The organism is Solirubrobacter deserti (assembly GCF_027587175.1).
GTDB classification, from domain to species: domain Bacteria; phylum Actinomycetota; class Thermoleophilia; order Solirubrobacterales; family Solirubrobacteraceae; genus Solirubrobacter; species Solirubrobacter deserti.
In genome coordinates, this window is record NZ_JAPCID010000005.1 from 75,100 (window position 1) to 89,940 (window position 14,841).

Annotated in this window: 14 protein-coding genes; 7 read left to right on the forward strand and 7 right to left on the reverse strand. The window is 73.1% G+C overall.

The window, feature by feature from the left end:
- Nucleotides 1-10: 10 nt before the first annotated feature.
- Genes OJ962_RS03610 through OJ962_RS03620 form a run of 3 tightly spaced genes read left to right on the forward strand, consistent with a single transcriptional unit; the run spans nucleotide 11 to nucleotide 2,231 of the window.
- A complete protein-coding gene (locus OJ962_RS03610) occupies nucleotides 11-766 on the forward strand; it encodes a thioesterase family protein (protein WP_202952177.1) in 756 nt (251 codons plus the stop codon).
- 35 nt (nucleotides 767-801) lie between these two features.
- Complete coding sequence (locus OJ962_RS03615) at nucleotides 802-1,338, forward strand: RNA polymerase sigma factor (protein ID WP_202952178.1); 537 nt, start codon at nucleotides 802-804, stop codon at nucleotides 1,336-1,338.
- Nucleotides 1,335-2,231 carry a hypothetical protein gene (locus OJ962_RS03620; protein WP_202952179.1) on the forward strand — a complete coding sequence of 299 codons (897 nt, stop codon included), beginning with the start codon at nucleotides 1,335-1,337 and terminating at the stop codon, nucleotides 2,229-2,231. Before OJ962_RS03615 ends, OJ962_RS03620 begins: the two co-directional genes overlap by 4 nt.
- Here the strand turns inward: OJ962_RS03620 and OJ962_RS03625 are convergent.
- The 7 genes from OJ962_RS03625 to OJ962_RS03655 are packed head-to-tail and all read right to left on the reverse strand — an operon-like array spanning nucleotide 2,228 to nucleotide 10,021.
- A complete protein-coding gene (locus OJ962_RS03625) occupies nucleotides 2,228-2,986 on the reverse strand; it encodes an ABC transporter permease (RefSeq protein ID WP_202952180.1) in 759 nt (252 codons plus the stop codon). The genes OJ962_RS03620 and OJ962_RS03625 overlap by 4 nt on opposite strands.
- 49 nt (nucleotides 2,987-3,035) lie before the next feature.
- Entirely contained in the window at nucleotides 3,036-3,821 is a 786-nt protein-coding gene (locus OJ962_RS03630) for an ABC transporter ATP-binding protein (RefSeq protein ID WP_202952181.1), read from the reverse strand.
- Nucleotides 3,818-4,411, reverse strand: coding sequence for a GNAT family N-acetyltransferase (locus OJ962_RS03635; RefSeq protein WP_202952182.1), 594 nt, complete (start codon nucleotides 4,409-4,411; stop codon nucleotides 3,818-3,820). The genes OJ962_RS03630 and OJ962_RS03635 overlap by 4 nt, the downstream gene beginning before the upstream one ends.
- Nucleotides 4,408-6,036 carry an IucA/IucC family protein gene (locus OJ962_RS03640; RefSeq protein ID WP_202952183.1) on the reverse strand — a complete coding sequence of 543 codons (1,629 nt, stop codon included), beginning with the start codon at nucleotides 6,034-6,036 and terminating at the stop codon, nucleotides 4,408-4,410. The genes OJ962_RS03635 and OJ962_RS03640 overlap by 4 nt, the downstream gene beginning before the upstream one ends.
- Nucleotides 6,033-7,253 carry a lysine N(6)-hydroxylase/L-ornithine N(5)-oxygenase family protein gene (locus OJ962_RS03645; protein ID WP_238931044.1) on the reverse strand — a complete coding sequence of 407 codons (1,221 nt, stop codon included), beginning with the start codon at nucleotides 7,251-7,253 and terminating at the stop codon, nucleotides 6,033-6,035. The genes OJ962_RS03640 and OJ962_RS03645 overlap by 4 nt, the downstream gene beginning before the upstream one ends.
- Nucleotides 7,253-9,289 carry a GNAT family N-acetyltransferase gene (locus OJ962_RS03650; RefSeq protein WP_202952185.1) on the reverse strand — a complete coding sequence of 679 codons (2,037 nt, stop codon included), beginning with the start codon at nucleotides 9,287-9,289 and terminating at the stop codon, nucleotides 7,253-7,255. Before OJ962_RS03650 ends, OJ962_RS03645 begins: the two co-directional genes overlap by 1 nt.
- A gap of 33 nt (nucleotides 9,290-9,322) precedes the next feature.
- Nucleotides 9,323-10,021, reverse strand: a complete 699-nt coding sequence (locus tag OJ962_RS03655; protein ID WP_202952186.1) for a metal-dependent transcriptional regulator — start codon at nucleotides 10,019-10,021, stop codon at nucleotides 9,323-9,325.
- A gap of 71 nt (nucleotides 10,022-10,092) precedes the next feature.
- Between OJ962_RS03655 and OJ962_RS03660 the strand changes: the two genes are divergently transcribed.
- From OJ962_RS03660 to OJ962_RS03675, 4 genes are all read left to right on the forward strand, one after another.
- Nucleotides 10,093-11,091, forward strand: a complete 999-nt coding sequence (locus tag OJ962_RS03660; RefSeq protein WP_202952187.1) for a hypothetical protein — start codon at nucleotides 10,093-10,095, stop codon at nucleotides 11,089-11,091.
- Nucleotides 11,088-11,951 (forward strand): ABC transporter substrate-binding protein, encoded by an 864-nt coding sequence (locus OJ962_RS03665; protein WP_202952188.1) that lies wholly within the window; start codon nucleotides 11,088-11,090, stop codon nucleotides 11,949-11,951. The genes OJ962_RS03660 and OJ962_RS03665 overlap by 4 nt, the downstream gene beginning before the upstream one ends.
- 100 nt (nucleotides 11,952-12,051) lie before the next feature.
- Nucleotides 12,052-14,037 carry an iron ABC transporter permease gene (locus OJ962_RS03670; protein ID WP_238931045.1) on the forward strand — a complete coding sequence of 662 codons (1,986 nt, stop codon included), beginning with the start codon at nucleotides 12,052-12,054 and terminating at the stop codon, nucleotides 14,035-14,037.
- Complete coding sequence (locus OJ962_RS03675) at nucleotides 14,034-14,834, forward strand: ABC transporter ATP-binding protein (RefSeq protein ID WP_202952190.1); 801 nt, start codon at nucleotides 14,034-14,036, stop codon at nucleotides 14,832-14,834. The genes OJ962_RS03670 and OJ962_RS03675 overlap by 4 nt, the downstream gene beginning before the upstream one ends.
- Nucleotides 14,835-14,841 lie beyond the last annotated feature (7 nt).

The following is a 14,841-nucleotide window of genomic DNA, read 5'->3' on the forward strand; positions in this document are numbered from 1 at the left end:
GCCTATCGGGATGAGCTTCGACGAGGACATCGCGCTCGACGCGGACGGGAACGGGGTGATCGCCGCGGGCTGGGAGACCGCGCGCGGTCCACACGGCGGCTACGTGATGGCGCTGCTCGCGCACGCCATGGAGCGCGCGGCCGGCCGCCAACCGCGTTCGCTGACCGTGCACTTCCTGCGTCCGCCCGCGGTCGGGCCGGTGCACGCGAGCGCGACGGTGGAACGCGCCGGACGGGGCATGAGCACCGTCACCGGCCGGCTCGAACAGGACGGCAAGCCGGTCGCGCTCGGCCTCGGTGCGTTCGCCGACGCCTATGGCGGGCCCGAGGTGGGCGAGGTGCCGATGCCCGACGTCCCGCCGCCGTCGCCCGACCAGCCGCCGTTGCCCGGGGCGCCGCCGTTCACGGACCAGCTGATCTTCCAGCCGCGCTTCGGCGCCGCGCCGTTCAGCGGCGCGGACACGTCGGTCGTCGGCGGTTGGATCGGCTTCACCGGCGGACGCCCCCTGGACGGTCCGGCCATGTGCGTGATGGCCGACGGCTTCTACCCCGCGATCTGGCCGCGACTCACCGAACTGCATCCCGCGCCGACGATCGACCTCACGGTGCACTTCCGCGCGCCGCTGCCCTACACGGGCCCGCTGCTCGCGCGCTTCAGCTCCAAGCTCGCCCGCGACGGCTACTTCGAGGAGGATGGCGAGCTGTGGACGGCGGACGGCACGTTGGTCGCGCAGTCACGCCAGCTCGCGTTGTTGCTGGCGGCGTGAACTTCTCGCCCTACAAGTCCCCTAGTAGGGCGTAGATGGCTCTGACACTCGACACCGATCCGGCAGCGGTGGACGCCGCCGACCTCGCGGGTCCGCCGCAGCGCTTCCACGCCGTGGTGGACCGGCACTTCGACGCGGTCGCCGCCTTCCTGGCCCGCCGCGTCGGCCCGGACACGGCGCAGGACCTCACGCAGGAGGTCTTCGTGACCGCGTTCCGCAAGCGCGCGAAGTTCAAGGCCGAGTACGGCAGCGCGCGCCCGTGGCTGTTCGGCATCGCCAACAAGGCCGTGGCGAGCCACCGCCGTGAGGAGCGCCGCCAGCTCGAGCTGCTGCAGCGCGCCGTGGCGCTCCCCGAGCCGGTCCTCGCCCCGGCCGACGGCTTGGACCCGGAGCTCTACGCCGGGCTCACGGCGCTCGCGCGCCGTGACCGCGACGCGCTCCTGCTGCACGCCTGGGGCGAGCTCTCCTACGACGAGATCGCCCACGCCCTCGACGTGCCCGTCGGCACCGTCCGCTCGCGCATCCACCGCGCCCGCCGTCAACTCACCGCCCACCTCGGAGGCGCCCGATGATCGACACCATGACCGACGAGCAGCTCGCCGAGACCCGCGCGCGCACGCACGAGCGCATCAACGACGAGATCGTCGCGCCGCCGTCGAGGCGTCGTCGCCGGCTGCCCGCGCTCGGCCTGACCGCCGCCGTGGCGGGGGCCGCGGCCGTCGCCGCCGTCGCGCTCGCGCCGACGAGCGTCCCGACGGCCACCCGGCCGGAGGTCGCGACCGCCGCGACCGTGCTGCGCGGCCTCGAACCCCAGCCGCTCCCGAAGCTCGGGCCGGGTGAGTTCTACGCCGTCCGGGTCGTCCAGCGCCAGGCCGAGAACCCGGCCGAGGCGCTCGACTCGCGCTACTGGACGGACGCGAACGGCAAGGTGTTCGAGCGGGTGCTCTATCAGGGCGACGTCAAGCGCGAGGGCGTGCTCGGCCAGGTCGACGCACGGAACGGCGTGCTAACCCCGGCCGGCGAGGGCTCGTACCCGAGGCTCCCGGAGGACGTGAAGGACGTGCCCGAGGATCTCCGCCGGATGGCGCGGACGTTCGGCCTCGAGCGCGACAAGGACGCCGAGCCGACCACGCGCAGCTACGTCCTGGCCGCCTCGGAGCTGGTGTTCGATCCCCGCGGGACCTCGCCCGAGGTGCTCCGCGCCGTGTGGGAGGTCCTGTCCGGGCTGCCGGGGATGAAGCTCGTCGGCGACGTCAAGGACCCGCTGGGCCGGCCCGGCAAGGCCGTCGAAGCCGACGGCGACCCGGTCAACCACGAGGGCGTCGGCGTCCGGCTGATCGTCAACCCCGACTCCGGCCGGCCGCTCGCCTTCATTCACTACCGCCGCAAGGACGGGGTCGTCAAGCCGTGGCTGGAGACGTTCCGCACCGAGGGCGTCACCAAGGACGCCGACACCCTGCCCTAACCCCAGGTGCGCTTGGGGGCGTCCGCCTCGAAGCGCCACAGCGCGATTCCCGCGAAGGCGGCGGTGAACGCGGCGAGCACGGCCAGCGGGCCGAGCACGTCGGTCACTCCGCCGCCTTCCAGGATCGCGGTCTGGTAGCCCTCCATCGCCCAGTAGACGGGCGAGACGGGCGCGACCGGCTGCACCCACTCAGGCAGCGAGTCGACGGGCACGAAGCCGCCGCCGAGCCCGCCCAGCGCCATCGCCCCGAGGTTGGTCACGGCGTTGACCTGTTGGATGGTCGAGAGCGCGGCGGCGGCCGCGAGCCCGGCGACCAGGACGAGCAGCGCGAACAGCGCGGCGATCACCACGACGGCCAGCCACGAGCCGCTCACCTCCAGGTCCAGGAACAGCACCCCGAAGCCGAACAGCACGACGTGCTGGGCGGCGACGAGCAGGCCCGGCACGGCGAGCTTGCCCGCGAGCAGACGGCGGCCGGAAAGGCCCGCGGCGCGCAGCCGCGGCCAGGTGCGCCAGCCGTGCTCGCGGAAGATCGCGAAGCCCACGACCGCGATCCCGAACGACGCGAACACGCACGCCATGCCCGGCACGGTCTGCGCGGAGCCGGGCGCGCCGGCGAAGCCGTTGCTGGCGAGCGTGGACCGCATCGCATCGCTGAGCAGCGTCATCAGCACCAGCGGCATGCCGACGAGCACCGCCGCGGGCACGGGGTCGTGGCGCAGCAGGCGCAGCTCGTTGCGGATCACGAGGGCCACCCCGGCCGGGCGGCGAGGTCGCGGGCGCGGGACGGGGGCGGCGCGGCCCTCACTCCGCCGACCTCCGGCCCGTGAGCGCGAGGTAGGCGGCTTCCAGCGACGGCCGGATCACCTCGGCACGGACGACGTCGTCGCCGAGTCCGTGCAGCGACGTGCCCGCGCGGCGCACGGTGCGTCCGTCCGTGTAGGTGATCTCCACGACCGACTCGGCGTGGGCCGCGACCAGCTCGGAGACCGACCCGGTGGCGATGATCCGGCCCGCCTCGAGCAGCGCCACGCCCGCGTCGAGCTCCTCGACCTCGGGCAGGTAGTGCGTCGTGTAGACGACCGCGGCGCCGTCGCTCGCCAGCTCGAGCACCGCGCGCAGGATGGCGCTGCGCGTCTGCGTGTCCGCGCCCGCCGTCGGCTCGTCGAGCAGCACCAGCCGCGGCCGGTGGACGACCGCGAGCGCCGTGTGCAGGCGCCGCTGCTCGCCGCCGCTCAACGTGCCGGCCGCGCGGTCGGCCAGCTCGGTGAGGACGAACGGCGCCAGCAGCCGCTCCGCCCGCCGCCGCGACACGCCGTGGAGCTCCGCGAACGCCCACAGGTTCTCGCGCACGGTCAGCGACGGGTAGATGCCGATGTCCTGCGGTGCCAGCCCGGGGCGACCGCGCACGGACACGCTTCCCGCGTCGGCCTTCAGCAGCCCCGCCGCGATCGAGACGAGCGTCGACTTGCCCGCGCCGTTGGGGCCGAGCAACGCGACGACCTCGCCGGCTCCGACCTCGAAGTCCACGCCGTCCAGCGCGGTCCGCTCGCCGTAGCGCTTGACCACGCCGGCGAGCGCGAGGCTCACGCGGAGACCCGGCGGCGCCGGGCGGAGAGCCGCTCGAAGTCCGAGCGCTCGCAGACCATGAACGCCGCGCGCTTGTCCGGCAGGTCGATCTCCTGCTGCTTGCGGAAGCCCAGGAACGCGAGCAGCGAGAGGAAGTTGTGGTTGCGGACGTCCGGCTCGCCGACGATCCGTAGCACGCCCGGGCGCTTGAACAGGAAGCGCACGACGGCACGCCCGATCGCGACGGAGTAGCGGCCGAGGTGCTCCTCGTCGCCGATCAGCACGTGCGCGCCGATGTCGCCCGGCAGGATCGGGGCGTGGGCGCCCAACACGTCCCGTGCGGGGTCGTAGACCTCGATGTAGCCGACGGCCATGTCGTCCACGTAGCCGAGCAACGGCGAACGCGCCGGGTCCTCGTTCTGGCGCACGAGGTAGTCGCGGATCCAGTCCGTCGGCCAGTCCATCGCCCAGAACGGCACCACGTGCGGCTTGTGCATCCACGTGTGCAGCAGTTCGGTGTCGTACTCGGGCAGCGCAGGGCGCGCCCACAGCTTGCGGTCGAGCGCGGGTTCGTACTCGGTGTGGACGGCGAGCTCGGAGTGCGAGTTCATGGCGCGAGCGGGTTCTCGATCCAGCCGACCGCCGCGGCAACCGGGCGCGAGGCGGCGTCGGTGTAGCCGCGCTCGAGCATCCGCACGCGGTTCAGGCACAGCTTCACGAACGCGGGCGCCTCCATGTCGAACAGCGCGAAGCGGTCCTCGAGCTCCGGGAAGCGCGCCTGGTAGCGGGCGACGGCGCGCTCGCCCAGCGCCCAGAACGCCGACTCCGCGAAGCCGAGCCGGTCCTCGAGGATCTCCGCCAGGTAGCGATGCACGCACACCAGCAGGCCGCCCTGGATCCACTGCACGAGGATCGCGGCCTCGACGCCGTCGCCGAGCGCCGCGCGCACGTCGGCGGGCATGTCGGCCAGCTCGGGCAAGGGATCTGACGAGACCATCATGTCGTCCACGAAGTCCTTCACGACCAGCCGCGCGGGCGCGTCGTCGCGCAGCACGAGCATGCAGTTCTGCGCGTGCGGGGAGAAGGCGGCGCCGTAGCAGTAGAGCATGTGCAACAGCGGCGGAAGCGTGACCTCGTGCAGGCGCGCGACCCACTCCTCGACGGTGAGGCCCGAGCGCGCGATCAGCGGCTCGACGAACGCGACGCCGTGCGGGTCCGTGTGCAGCAACGCGGCCAGGCTGATCGCGCGCTCGCCCTCGTGCAGATACGTGTCCACCGACTCGCGCCAGATCGCGCCGAGCAGCTCCGTGTGCTGGTACGGCACGTCCGCGACCGCCTCGAACGCGGGGTGCGCGACGCTCACCGACGCGACCTCGCCGAGCAGGATCACGCCCGTCTCGCGCAGGAACGCGTCGCTCAGCACGCGCTCCTGCAGCCAGGCCGAGAGCGCCGGCGCGGCGAGCGTGCGGTCCCGCGGGAGGCCGCGCCACACCGACGTGTTCAGGATCGAGAGCGAGAGCTTGAGGTGGTGGCGGCCGGGCGCGTCGGCGTCCGCGAGCGTGCGGATCGACTGCTGCGGCAGCCAGCGGCCGTCGCGCTCGCCGAGGAAGCGGATGCGCCCGCGCGCGATGTCGCCCGCGTAGAGCTGCTGGATCCGGTGGTCCCACTGCCACGGGTGCACCGGCACCAGCTCGGAGAGGGGTTGGCCGCGCCAGTCGGCGTCCTCGACCGCGAGCCAGTAGATCGGGACCGCGCGGCGCGCCTCGGGCGCGTAGCGGCGCAGGTCGCCCGCGCCGAAGCCGACCCGGCCCTTGCTCGCGACGATCCACGGATGCCCGCGCAGCTCGCCCTCGAGCTCGAGCGGGTCGAGGTCGATCAGGTCGGCGGCGGGCGCGCCGCGTTCGAGCTGGTGGGCGTCGGAGACCAGCGTGGACGCGATCTCGCCGATCAGCCCCGCGGTGGTCGAGGGGTCCACGCCGAGCAGCGGCGCGCCGATCGCGATCACCATGTCGGCGTCCGGCAGCGGGATCTCCACACCCTCGTGCGTCGCCCGCAGCGAGGCCGGGTCCACACGCGCGTGGCCCATCGAGCGCCGGCGCGCGGCGTAGTGCAGCGCGTAGTCACCCAGCGTCAGCGTCCACTCGTCGCCGCGCACCTCCGGCTGCAGCAGCTCTTCGAACTCGAGCTCGGTGAGCAGCTTCGCGATCAGCTCGCGGTTCGCGCGCTCCCAGCTCATGCGGCGGCGACGCCGAAGGTCTGGAACACGTTGCGCTCGCGCACGGCGTACACCTCGCGGCCGAGCAGCGCGTTGACGATCACGGCGTTGCGGTGTGCGCCGAGGCCGAGGTCGGGCGCGCCGACGCCGTGCGTGTGCAGCTCGCCGTTCTGCACGAACAGGGTGGAGGGCGAGCCGTCCGCGAGCCGCAGCCGGTAGTCGATCTCCACCACGGGCCGGCCCGCCGTGTCGCGCGCGAGCAGGTGGCCGGGGACCGGGATCGGCGCGGGCTCGTAGCCCGTCGCGAGGATCGTCACGTCGGCTTGGTGCGTGAAGTCGACGCCCTGGTCGAGCTGGCGGAAGCTCAGGCGGCGCCCTTCGACCCCGCGCAGCTCGCAGCGCGCCGAGTAGCGCACGTCCGGCTCGCCGTCGATGCTGCGGCGGTACAGCAGGTCGTAGATGCGCTCGCTGGTCTCGGCCGAGATGCCCTTGTAGAGCAGGTCCTGGTTGGCGCGCAGCGCGTCGCGCTTCTCCTGGGGCAGCGCGTGGAAGTACGCCGTGTACTCGGGCGAGAAGTGCTCGAGGCCGAGCTTGGAGTACTCCATCGGGAGAAAGCCCGGGCTGCGCGTGAACCAGTCGAGCCGGCCGTGGCCGTGCTCGAGCAGGTCGGCGAAGATCTCCGCCGCCGACTGGCCCGAGCCGATCACCGCGACCGACCCGGCGTTCAGCGCGCGGTCGCGCACGCCGAGGTAGCCGGACGAGTGCGTGAGGCCCTTGGCGAACCCGGGGAGCGAAGGCACGCAGCCGACGCCGAGCACGACGTGCTTGGCGCGGTGCTCGACGCCGCGGGCCCACACGCTCCATCCACCTGCGCTCGGCCGGATGGCGTCCACGCGGTGGCCGAAGCGCACGGCGCCCAGCTGCTCGGACACCCAGCGGCAGTAGGCCTCGAACTCGCGCCGCAGCACGTGGAAGTGCTCGCGGAAGTAGAAGCGGTACAGCCGGCCCTGCTCGTGCAGGTAGCTCAGGAACGAGTAGCGGCTCGTGGGGTCGGCGAGCGTGACCAGATCGGCCAGGAACGGGACCTGGATCTCGGCGTCCGGGAGCATCAGGCCCGGGTGCCAGACGAAGCTGTCCTTGTCGTCGAAGAAGACGGCGTCGACGTCCTCGAGCGGGTCCAGCAGCGCCGCGAGGCCCAGGTTGAACGGGCCGAGGCCCACGCCGATCACGTCATGCATCAGTCCCACACCACCAGCGCCGCGCGCTTGTGCGGCAGGTCGATTTCGCCGCGGATCTCGCCGCCGAGCGCCTGGCAGAACGCGAGCATGCGGCCGTTGCGGGCGTCGGGCTCGCACACGGTGCGGCCGTGGTGGCCCTCGACCAGCTGGCGGACGAGCGCGCGCGGGACGCCCGTCCCGGCGTAGGCCTCGGCCACGAGCAGGTGCAGGCCGCGGTCGTCGGGGTGGGCGGCGTAATGGCGGGCGAGCTCGTCCTCGACCGCCCAGTAGGTCTCCACGTACGCGAACGGCTCGCCGTCGGCGTAGGCGACGTGCGGCGTGACGTGGCCGAGGCCGTCCAGGTAGGTGCGCACGTCGTCGACCTCGCCCCACCACTGTGCGACACGCGGCTCACGCATCCACCGCTGCAGCAGCTCGTGGTGGGACTCCGTGACCTCCACCAGCTCGATCGTGGGCGTGAGCGGGTTGGGAATCGTGACGTAGACGGACTGGGTGCTGATGTCCCCGACCAGCTCGTCCATGTCGTGCAGGCGCGTGCGCAGGTTGGCCTTGCACGGCCACGTGGCGTCGTCGAGCAGGCGGTCCAGCAGGGAGTGCGGATAGCGGCCGCCGGCCTTGCGCTCGCGGGCGAGCGTGTCGCGCAGGTCGCCGAGCAGGAGGGGCTCATCGATCCCGCCGCCCGCCCCGAGCGCGTCGATGACGCCGAGTGCGTTGTTGAGGAACGGGTAGTAGACGAGCCGCTCGTCGGCCAGCGCCTCGGAGAAGATCGACTCGGTCGCCTCGCCGTGCTGGGGGAGGACCGCGCAGATGTCCGCGTGCGCGGCCTCGCGGTGGAAGTAGCCCTGGCTGTCGCGGATCAGCGCGTGCTCGGGCATCCCGTCGGCGGCGAGGCGCAGGAGCGTGTTCTGCTGATGCGGCTCGTACGTGAGGCCGACGTCCAGGTAGAGCCGCACGAGGCTCACGATCACGGTCTGCAGGTAGGCCTGGAACCACTCGCGCTCACGGCCCGCCGCCAGGTTGGCCAGGCGCGAGCGGCCGCCGAACGGGTGGTCCTGGCAGAGCACGGTGAGCGCCGAGACGTCGCCTTCGAACGCGTTCTCCCGGAACAGGACCGAGAAGCCGTCGTGGTCGGGCACCTGCAGGTACGCGGGGTCGTGGACCACGGTCAGGTGCGGCGCCGCGGCGCGCGCCTGTTCGCCGACGATCGTCCCGTCCAACCGCTTGGCCTCGACCGCGCGGCGCAGCTCCTTCGGCAGCGTCACGCGCATCGAGTTGGTCACGCGCGCGTGCAGGCTGAACTTGAGCTGGTACGGCCACTGCGCGTTGTAGACGGTGCGGACGCTGCTCGTGGGGGTGACGGGCGCGCCCTGCGGACCGAGGTCGATCACGGCGCCGGTGGTGAACAGCGTCGACGCGGCGCGGGCGAGGAAGCCGGCCTCCCACGGGTGGGCGGGGATCAGGATCCGGCCGGGCGGCGCGCTCTCGCCGAGCAGCTGCTCCGCGAGCTGTGGTGCGGGCGTGCCCGTGGCGCTGTCGTGGACGACGAGCCGGGACTCGACCGACAGCCAGTGCAGCGGGAAGTGCGGCTGCAGCTCGGGCGCGTACTGGGCGAGCCGGCCGCTCAGTCCCTTCGGCGTCGGGTGCAGCGGGTGGCCGAGGACGAGCGCCTGATCTGAGTCGATGAACGACAGCGGCTCAGGCGCGAACAAGCGGTCGAGATCCGGCGTGCGCGCCTCCACGTACCCACGGACGCACTCCAGGCTCGCCTCCACCCGGTCCAGCAGCGCCTGCGCCGACGTGCCGGGGTCCAGCTGGAGGGAGATGCGCCGCGCCAGCTCGGTCGGCGTGACCGGCACGGGGCCGAAGCGGTGGTGCAGCGTGCGCGAACGGTACAGCAGCTCCGCCTCGACGCCGAGGTCGTTGAACACGGCGCGGTCCTCACGGAACGTCGCCGTGCCGCCCTCACGCAAGTAGCAGTTCAGGAGCGTCGTGGTGGCCGCCAGAGCAGCGGCATCCTGGCGAGGCGGAGCAAGCAACCCGCCAGATCCTAGTAAAGGTGCCTTGACGTCTCAAGAATCGTCGCTGCGGCGGACATACAGCCCGCGCGCGGCGCGATCGGCGATGAACTGCTCGCCGTCCCCCGAGATGAGGATCTTGCGGTGGCCCGCAGCCGGCTGGATGTCCCGCACCTCGACCTTCGCGCCCGGCTGCAGCCCCTCGGCCGCGAACCAGGACAACAGCCCGCCGTCCTGCTCGGTCAGCCGCACGATCTCGCCTGTGTCACCCGCCGCCAGGTCGGCCAGGCTGACCAGCTCACGGCTCTCCTCGCGGTCCTGCTGCGGCGCGACCGGCCAGCCGTGCGGGCAGCGCTCGGGGTAGCCGAGCTTGGCGTGCAGCCGTTCCACCATGTCGTCGGTGAACCCGGCCGCGACCCGCGACGCGTGCTCGTGCGCCTCGGCGGGGTCGTACTCGAGCATGTCCGTGAGGAAGCGCTCGACGATCCGGTTGCGCCGGATGACCCCCTCGGCCCGCTCCGTGCCGGCCTCGGTGAGCACCAGCTCGCGGCCGGTGCCCTTCTCCAGCAGGCCCTCGGCGGTGAGGCGCTTGAGCATCTCGCCGACCGCCGTCCGCGACACTCCGAGCGCGTCGGCGACGCGCGCCGCGATCGCCGCCGGAGGCTTCGCCGGCTCGTACACGCCAATGGGCGAGACGAGCAGGTGGATCGCCTCCAGGTAGTCGTCGATCGAGTGTCCGTGGGGCTTGCTCATCCTGCACAAGCATAGTGCTCGGAATCTGACCTCACCAAACTTGGCAGCCCTTGTTAGGGTGGGTTGACGACATGCGACGGTTCCTGACCATCTTCGCGGTCACTGCGCTCTTGCTGGTGGCTGCCGCACCTGCCTCTGCCGGCACATTGAGCACGCAGAACTCGTGCAAGTGGAGCTACGACAACACGTGGCGCCACCTCAACGTCGACCTCTCGGGCGTCGCGAGCCCGAACCCGGTCGCGCCGGGTTCCGGCGTCAACCTGACGCAGACCTCGGTGCACGTCCGCATCCCCGACTACTTGATCCAGTACGGGCACAGCCTCCAGATCCTCAAGGCGGGCGCCAACGAGATCCGCGCCAAGGCGTGGCTCGCCGTCGAGGGCCCGGGCAGCCCCCAGAACGTGATGGTGCACCAGCTCGAGACCGTGGCCCGGTTCACGATCACCGAGGACGCGAACGGCCAGTTCGTCTCGACGACGCCGGTTGACGTGACCATCCCGATCCCCGACACCGTGTGGACCGTCGGCACCGCGCCGCTCGGCTTCCGGCAGGCCGGCCCCGGGACGCTGCTGGGCATCCCCGGCGGCACGGGCGGCGCCGTCCTTGACGCGCTCGGCAGCGCGTTCATCCGCATGGAGCTGGGCGCGCTGGCGATGACCGCCGACTGCTATCCGGCGACCGGTGAAGGCGAAGTCCAGCCACCGGCCACGGCGGCCGGTGCGTTCGAGACCGCCGCGGTCGACCCGAACGCCGGGAAGATCGCCGCGCCGAAGGCCAACCCCGCCGTCACGGTCCGCGGCTCGTCGCTGAAGGCGTCCGGCCGGCGCGTGAAGGTGCAGCTCTCCTGCACGGCCGCCGACTGCAACGGCGCATTGACGCTGAAGGCCGGCTCCAAGACGCTCGCGACCAAGAAGACCTACGCGGTCAAGTCGGGCGCGAAGAAGACCGTCACGCTGACGCTGTCGAAGGCCGCGCAGCGCTCGCTCAAGGACAAGAAGTCGCTGAAGGTGACGGTGCGTGTCACCGCCACCGGCGGCAAGACCATCACGAAGAAGTTCACGCTGCGATGAAGACGTTCCTGCTGGCTCTGTGCCTTGCCCTGCTCCTGCCCGCGACCGCGGAGGCCGCGGCCAAGCGCGTGGTCGCGATCGAGTGGGACACCGTCGAGAACCTGCACATGCTCGGGATGGCGCCGGTCGGTGCCGCCGACATGAAGGGCTATGACACCTGGGTCGCCGCGCCGCGGCCGAAGGGGATGACCGACGTCGGGTCGCGGCAGTCGCCGTCGCTGGAGCGGATCGCCGCGCTGCGGCCGGACCTGATCGTCGTGCCGGACTACCGGTCGACGAAGAACCTCGCGCAGCTGAAGAAGATCGCGCCCGTGCTGGTCACGCACCCGTACCCGGCGAGCGGCAGCCAGCTCAGCGGCATGGTCAGCGACTTCCGGCGGCTGGCCGCGGCGGTCGGGCGCAAGGAACGCGGCGAGCGCGTCCTGCAGGAGCTGAGCAACACGCTCGCGCGGGCCAAGGCGAAGCTGCGCTCGCGCGCCGGCCAGCGCGTCGCGATCGCGACGCCGGGCGGCACGTCCAGCGCGCCCGCGATCCGCATGTTCACCCCGAACTCCCAGACCGCCGACGTGGTGCGCCGGCTCGGCCTCAAGGACGGCTGGAGCGGCACCGCCCGCTACGGCTTCTCGACGGTCGGCCTCGAGGCCCTCTCGCGCGTGAGCTCGAGCGGCTGGATCGCGTTCGTGTACCCGCCGCAGTTCCAGCGCCAGGTGTCCGGCATCACCAAGACCTCCGCGTACAAGCGCCTCCCGGTGGTGAAGGCCAACCACGTGCGCACGCTCAGCGGCACCACGTGGCTGTTCGGCGGGCCGCGCTCGACGATGCTGTTCGCCGACCGCCTGGCCGCGTCGCTGACGAAGTGATGGCGCCACGCGAGGGTTCGATTTCCCACGCTATGAGTGGAAAAGTGATCACTCGCGCGGCGTGTGGGTCGCCGCGGCCCGTCGCGCGGCCTCGCCGCGCATGACCCGCCGCGCGGCCGCGTTCGCCGCGGCCGGCGTCGCGCTCGCCCTGCTCGCCGGGCTGCTGGACATCGCGCAGGGCCAGGGCGACGTCCCGCTCGGCGACGTGTGGGGCGCCCTCTTCAACCGCGGCGACTCGCTCCATGACGCGCTGGTGTGGGACATTCGGCTGCCGCGCGCGGCGGCGGGGATCGTCGCCGGCTTCGCGCTCGCGGGCGCCGCGGTGGTCCTGCAGGCGCTCACGCGCAACCCGCTCGCCGAGCCGGCTACGCTCGGCCTGACCGCGGGCGGCGCCCTCGCGGTCACGCTCGTCGCGGCCTTCGCGAGCCTCGCGCCCGGCGCGCCGACGATCGCGGTCGCCTTCGTCGGCGTCCTCGGCGGGACGCTGCTGATCGGCACGATGGCCGCGGCCGGCGGCGGGGGCGTGCGGCTCATCCTCGCCGGCATGGCCGTCGGGCTCGCGCTGGCGGCGGGGACCGCGGCGGTCCGGCTCGCGCGCGAGACCGAGACCAGCGGCCTGTTCCTGTGGGGCGCGGGCAGCCTGCTGCAGAACGGCTGGGGACCGCTGCAGGCCGGTGTGCTGATCGGCACGCCCGCGCTGCTCGGCGTCCTGGCGCTCACGCGCGCGCTCGACGTCGCGGTCCTGGGGGAGAGCACGGCCCGCGCGCTCGGCCTGCGCACCGGCGTCACCCAGCTGGCCGCGGTCACGCTCGCCGCCGTCCTCACCGCGGTCGCCGTCGGCCTCACCGGGCCGATCGCGTTCGTCGGCATCCTCGCCGGCGGGCTCGCCCGCGCGGCGCGCCCGCGCGGCCACCTCGGCGCGCTCGCCGTCGCGCTGCCGTGGGGCGCCGCGATCCTGCTCGCCGCCGACGTCGCGGGCCGCGCCATCACCGGCCTGGACACCGAGACCCCGGCGGGCGTCGTGTGCGCGCTGATCGGCGCGCCCGTGCTCGTGCTGGTCGCGCGGCGGCTGCGCGGCGAGGTCGGCAGCGCGCTGGAGACCCGCGCCAGCGCCGCGCGCTGGCGCCCGAAGGCGGCGCTGGTCGCCCTCGCGGTCCTCCCGCTGGCGATCGTCGGCAGCCTGTGCCTCGGGGAGATCCGGATCGGCCCGGGAGAGGTGCTCTCGAGCCTCTTCGGCACCGGCTCGCCGCTGGGCGAGATCGCGCTCGAGTCCCGGGCGCCACGGCTGGCGGTCGCACTGCTCGGCGGCGCCTGTCTCGCCGCCTCCGGCACGGTGCTGCAGGCCGCGGTCCGCAACCCGTTCGCGGGCCCGGAGCTGGCGGGCGTGGTGGGCGGCGCTTCCGTCGGCGCGTTCCTGGTCCTGCTCGTGTTCCCCGACGCCCCGACGCTCGTGCTGCCGTTCGCGGCCTTCGCCGGAGCGCTGCTCGCGATGGCGCTCGTGCTCGCGCTGGCGGGCGGCAGCTCGCCCACGCGGCTCGCGCTCGTCGGCCTGGCGATCACCGCCGCGTGCAGCGCCGTCACGATGCTGATGCTCCTGCACGCGCAGCCCGCCGCCGCGACCGCGATCACGTGGCTCACCGGCTCCACCTACGCCGCCTCCTGGAGCGACTTCCGCTTGCTCGCCGTGCCCGCGCTCGTCCTGCTGCCGCTCGTGATCCTCGCCATCCGCCGCCTCGATGTCCTGATGCTCGACGACGACCTCTCGCGCGCGCTCGGCCTGCAGACCAGCCGCACGCGCGCCGCGCTGCTCGCGGCCGGCGCCGCGCTCGGCGCCGCGTCCGTGGCCGTCTGCGGGGCGATCGCGTTCGTCGGCCTGCTCGCGCCGCACGCCGCGCGGCTGCTCGCGGGCGGCAACCACCGCCGGGCGCTGCCGATGGCCATGACGCTCGGCGCGCTTCTGCTCGGGCTAGCGGATACCGTCGGGCGCACCGTGTTCGCCCCGACCGAGATCCCGAGTGGCCTGATCGTGTCCCTGATCGGCGCGCCGTACCTGGCGATCCTGCTGTGGCGGAGCCGCACCGCGTGAGCCTGCGCGCCGAGCAGCTGACCGTCGGCTACGGCGAGCGCGACGTCCTGCAGGGCGTCGACGTCCCGCTCCCGTCCGGCCAGATCACGGCGATCGTCGGCGCGAACGCGTGCGGGAAGTCGACGCTGCTCAGAACCTTCGCCCGCCTGCTCAAGCCCACCGCGGGCACCGTCCTGCTCGACGGCGCCGAGATCCACACGCTGCCGACGCGGGAGGTCGCGCAGCGCCTCGGCTTCCTGCCGCAGAGCCCGGTCCCGCCCGAGGGCCTCACGGTCGAGGACCTCGTGCACCGCGGCCGCTTCCCGCACCAGAAGCTCGGGCGGCGGACCAGCGCCGAGGATCGCGCGAAGGTCGACTGGGCGCTGACCGCCACCGGCGTCGAGGACCTCCGCGCCCGCCCGCTCGACCAGCTCAGCGGCGGCCAGCGCCAGCGCGCCTGGATCGCGATGGCGCTCGCCCAGGACACGCCGACGCTGCTGCTCGACGAGCCCACGACCTACCTCGACCTCGCACACCAGCTCGAGGTCCTGGACTTGCTCGTCGACCTCAACGAGCAGGGCCGCACGATCGGGATCGTCCTGCACGACCTCAATCACGCCTGCCGTTACGCGCACCACTTGGTGGCGATGAAAAGCGGACGCGTCTATGCCGCGGGCGCGCCAGGCGAGATCGTCGACGAGACGCTGGTCAAGCAGGTCTTCGGCCTGGATTCGCGCGTGATCCCGGACCCCGTGACCGGCACGCCGATGTGCGTCCCGATCGGGCGAACGGTGTCCAAACTGCGCGAGCCCGCGTAGAACTAAG

Bases quoted from the DNA above. Each gene is read 5' to 3' on its own strand.
- OJ962_RS03610 (WP_202952177.1), top strand. From the start codon at position 11: ATGAGCTTCGACGAGGACATCGCGCTCGACGCGGACGGGAACGGGGTG.
- OJ962_RS03615 (WP_202952178.1), top strand. From the start codon at position 802: ATGGCTCTGACACTCGACACCGATCCGGCAGCGGTGGACGCCGCCGAC.
- OJ962_RS03620 (WP_202952179.1), top strand. From the start codon at position 1,335: ATGATCGACACCATGACCGACGAGCAGCTCGCCGAGACCCGCGCGCGC.
- OJ962_RS03635 (WP_202952182.1), bottom strand. From the start codon at position 4,411: ATGAACTCGCACTCCGAGCTCGCCGTCCACACCGAGTACGAACCCGCG.
- OJ962_RS03640 (WP_202952183.1), bottom strand. From the start codon at position 6,036: ATGAGCTGGGAGCGCGCGAACCGCGAGCTGATCGCGAAGCTGCTCACC.
- OJ962_RS03645 (WP_238931044.1), bottom strand. From the start codon at position 7,253: ATGCATGACGTGATCGGCGTGGGCCTCGGCCCGTTCAACCTGGGCCTC.
- OJ962_RS03655 (WP_202952186.1), bottom strand. From the start codon at position 10,021: ATGAGCAAGCCCCACGGACACTCGATCGACGACTACCTGGAGGCGATC.
- OJ962_RS03660 (WP_202952187.1), top strand. From the start codon at position 10,093: ATGCGACGGTTCCTGACCATCTTCGCGGTCACTGCGCTCTTGCTGGTG.
- OJ962_RS03665 (WP_202952188.1), top strand. From the start codon at position 11,088: ATGAAGACGTTCCTGCTGGCTCTGTGCCTTGCCCTGCTCCTGCCCGCG.
- OJ962_RS03670 (WP_238931045.1), top strand. From the start codon at position 12,052: ATGACCCGCCGCGCGGCCGCGTTCGCCGCGGCCGGCGTCGCGCTCGCC.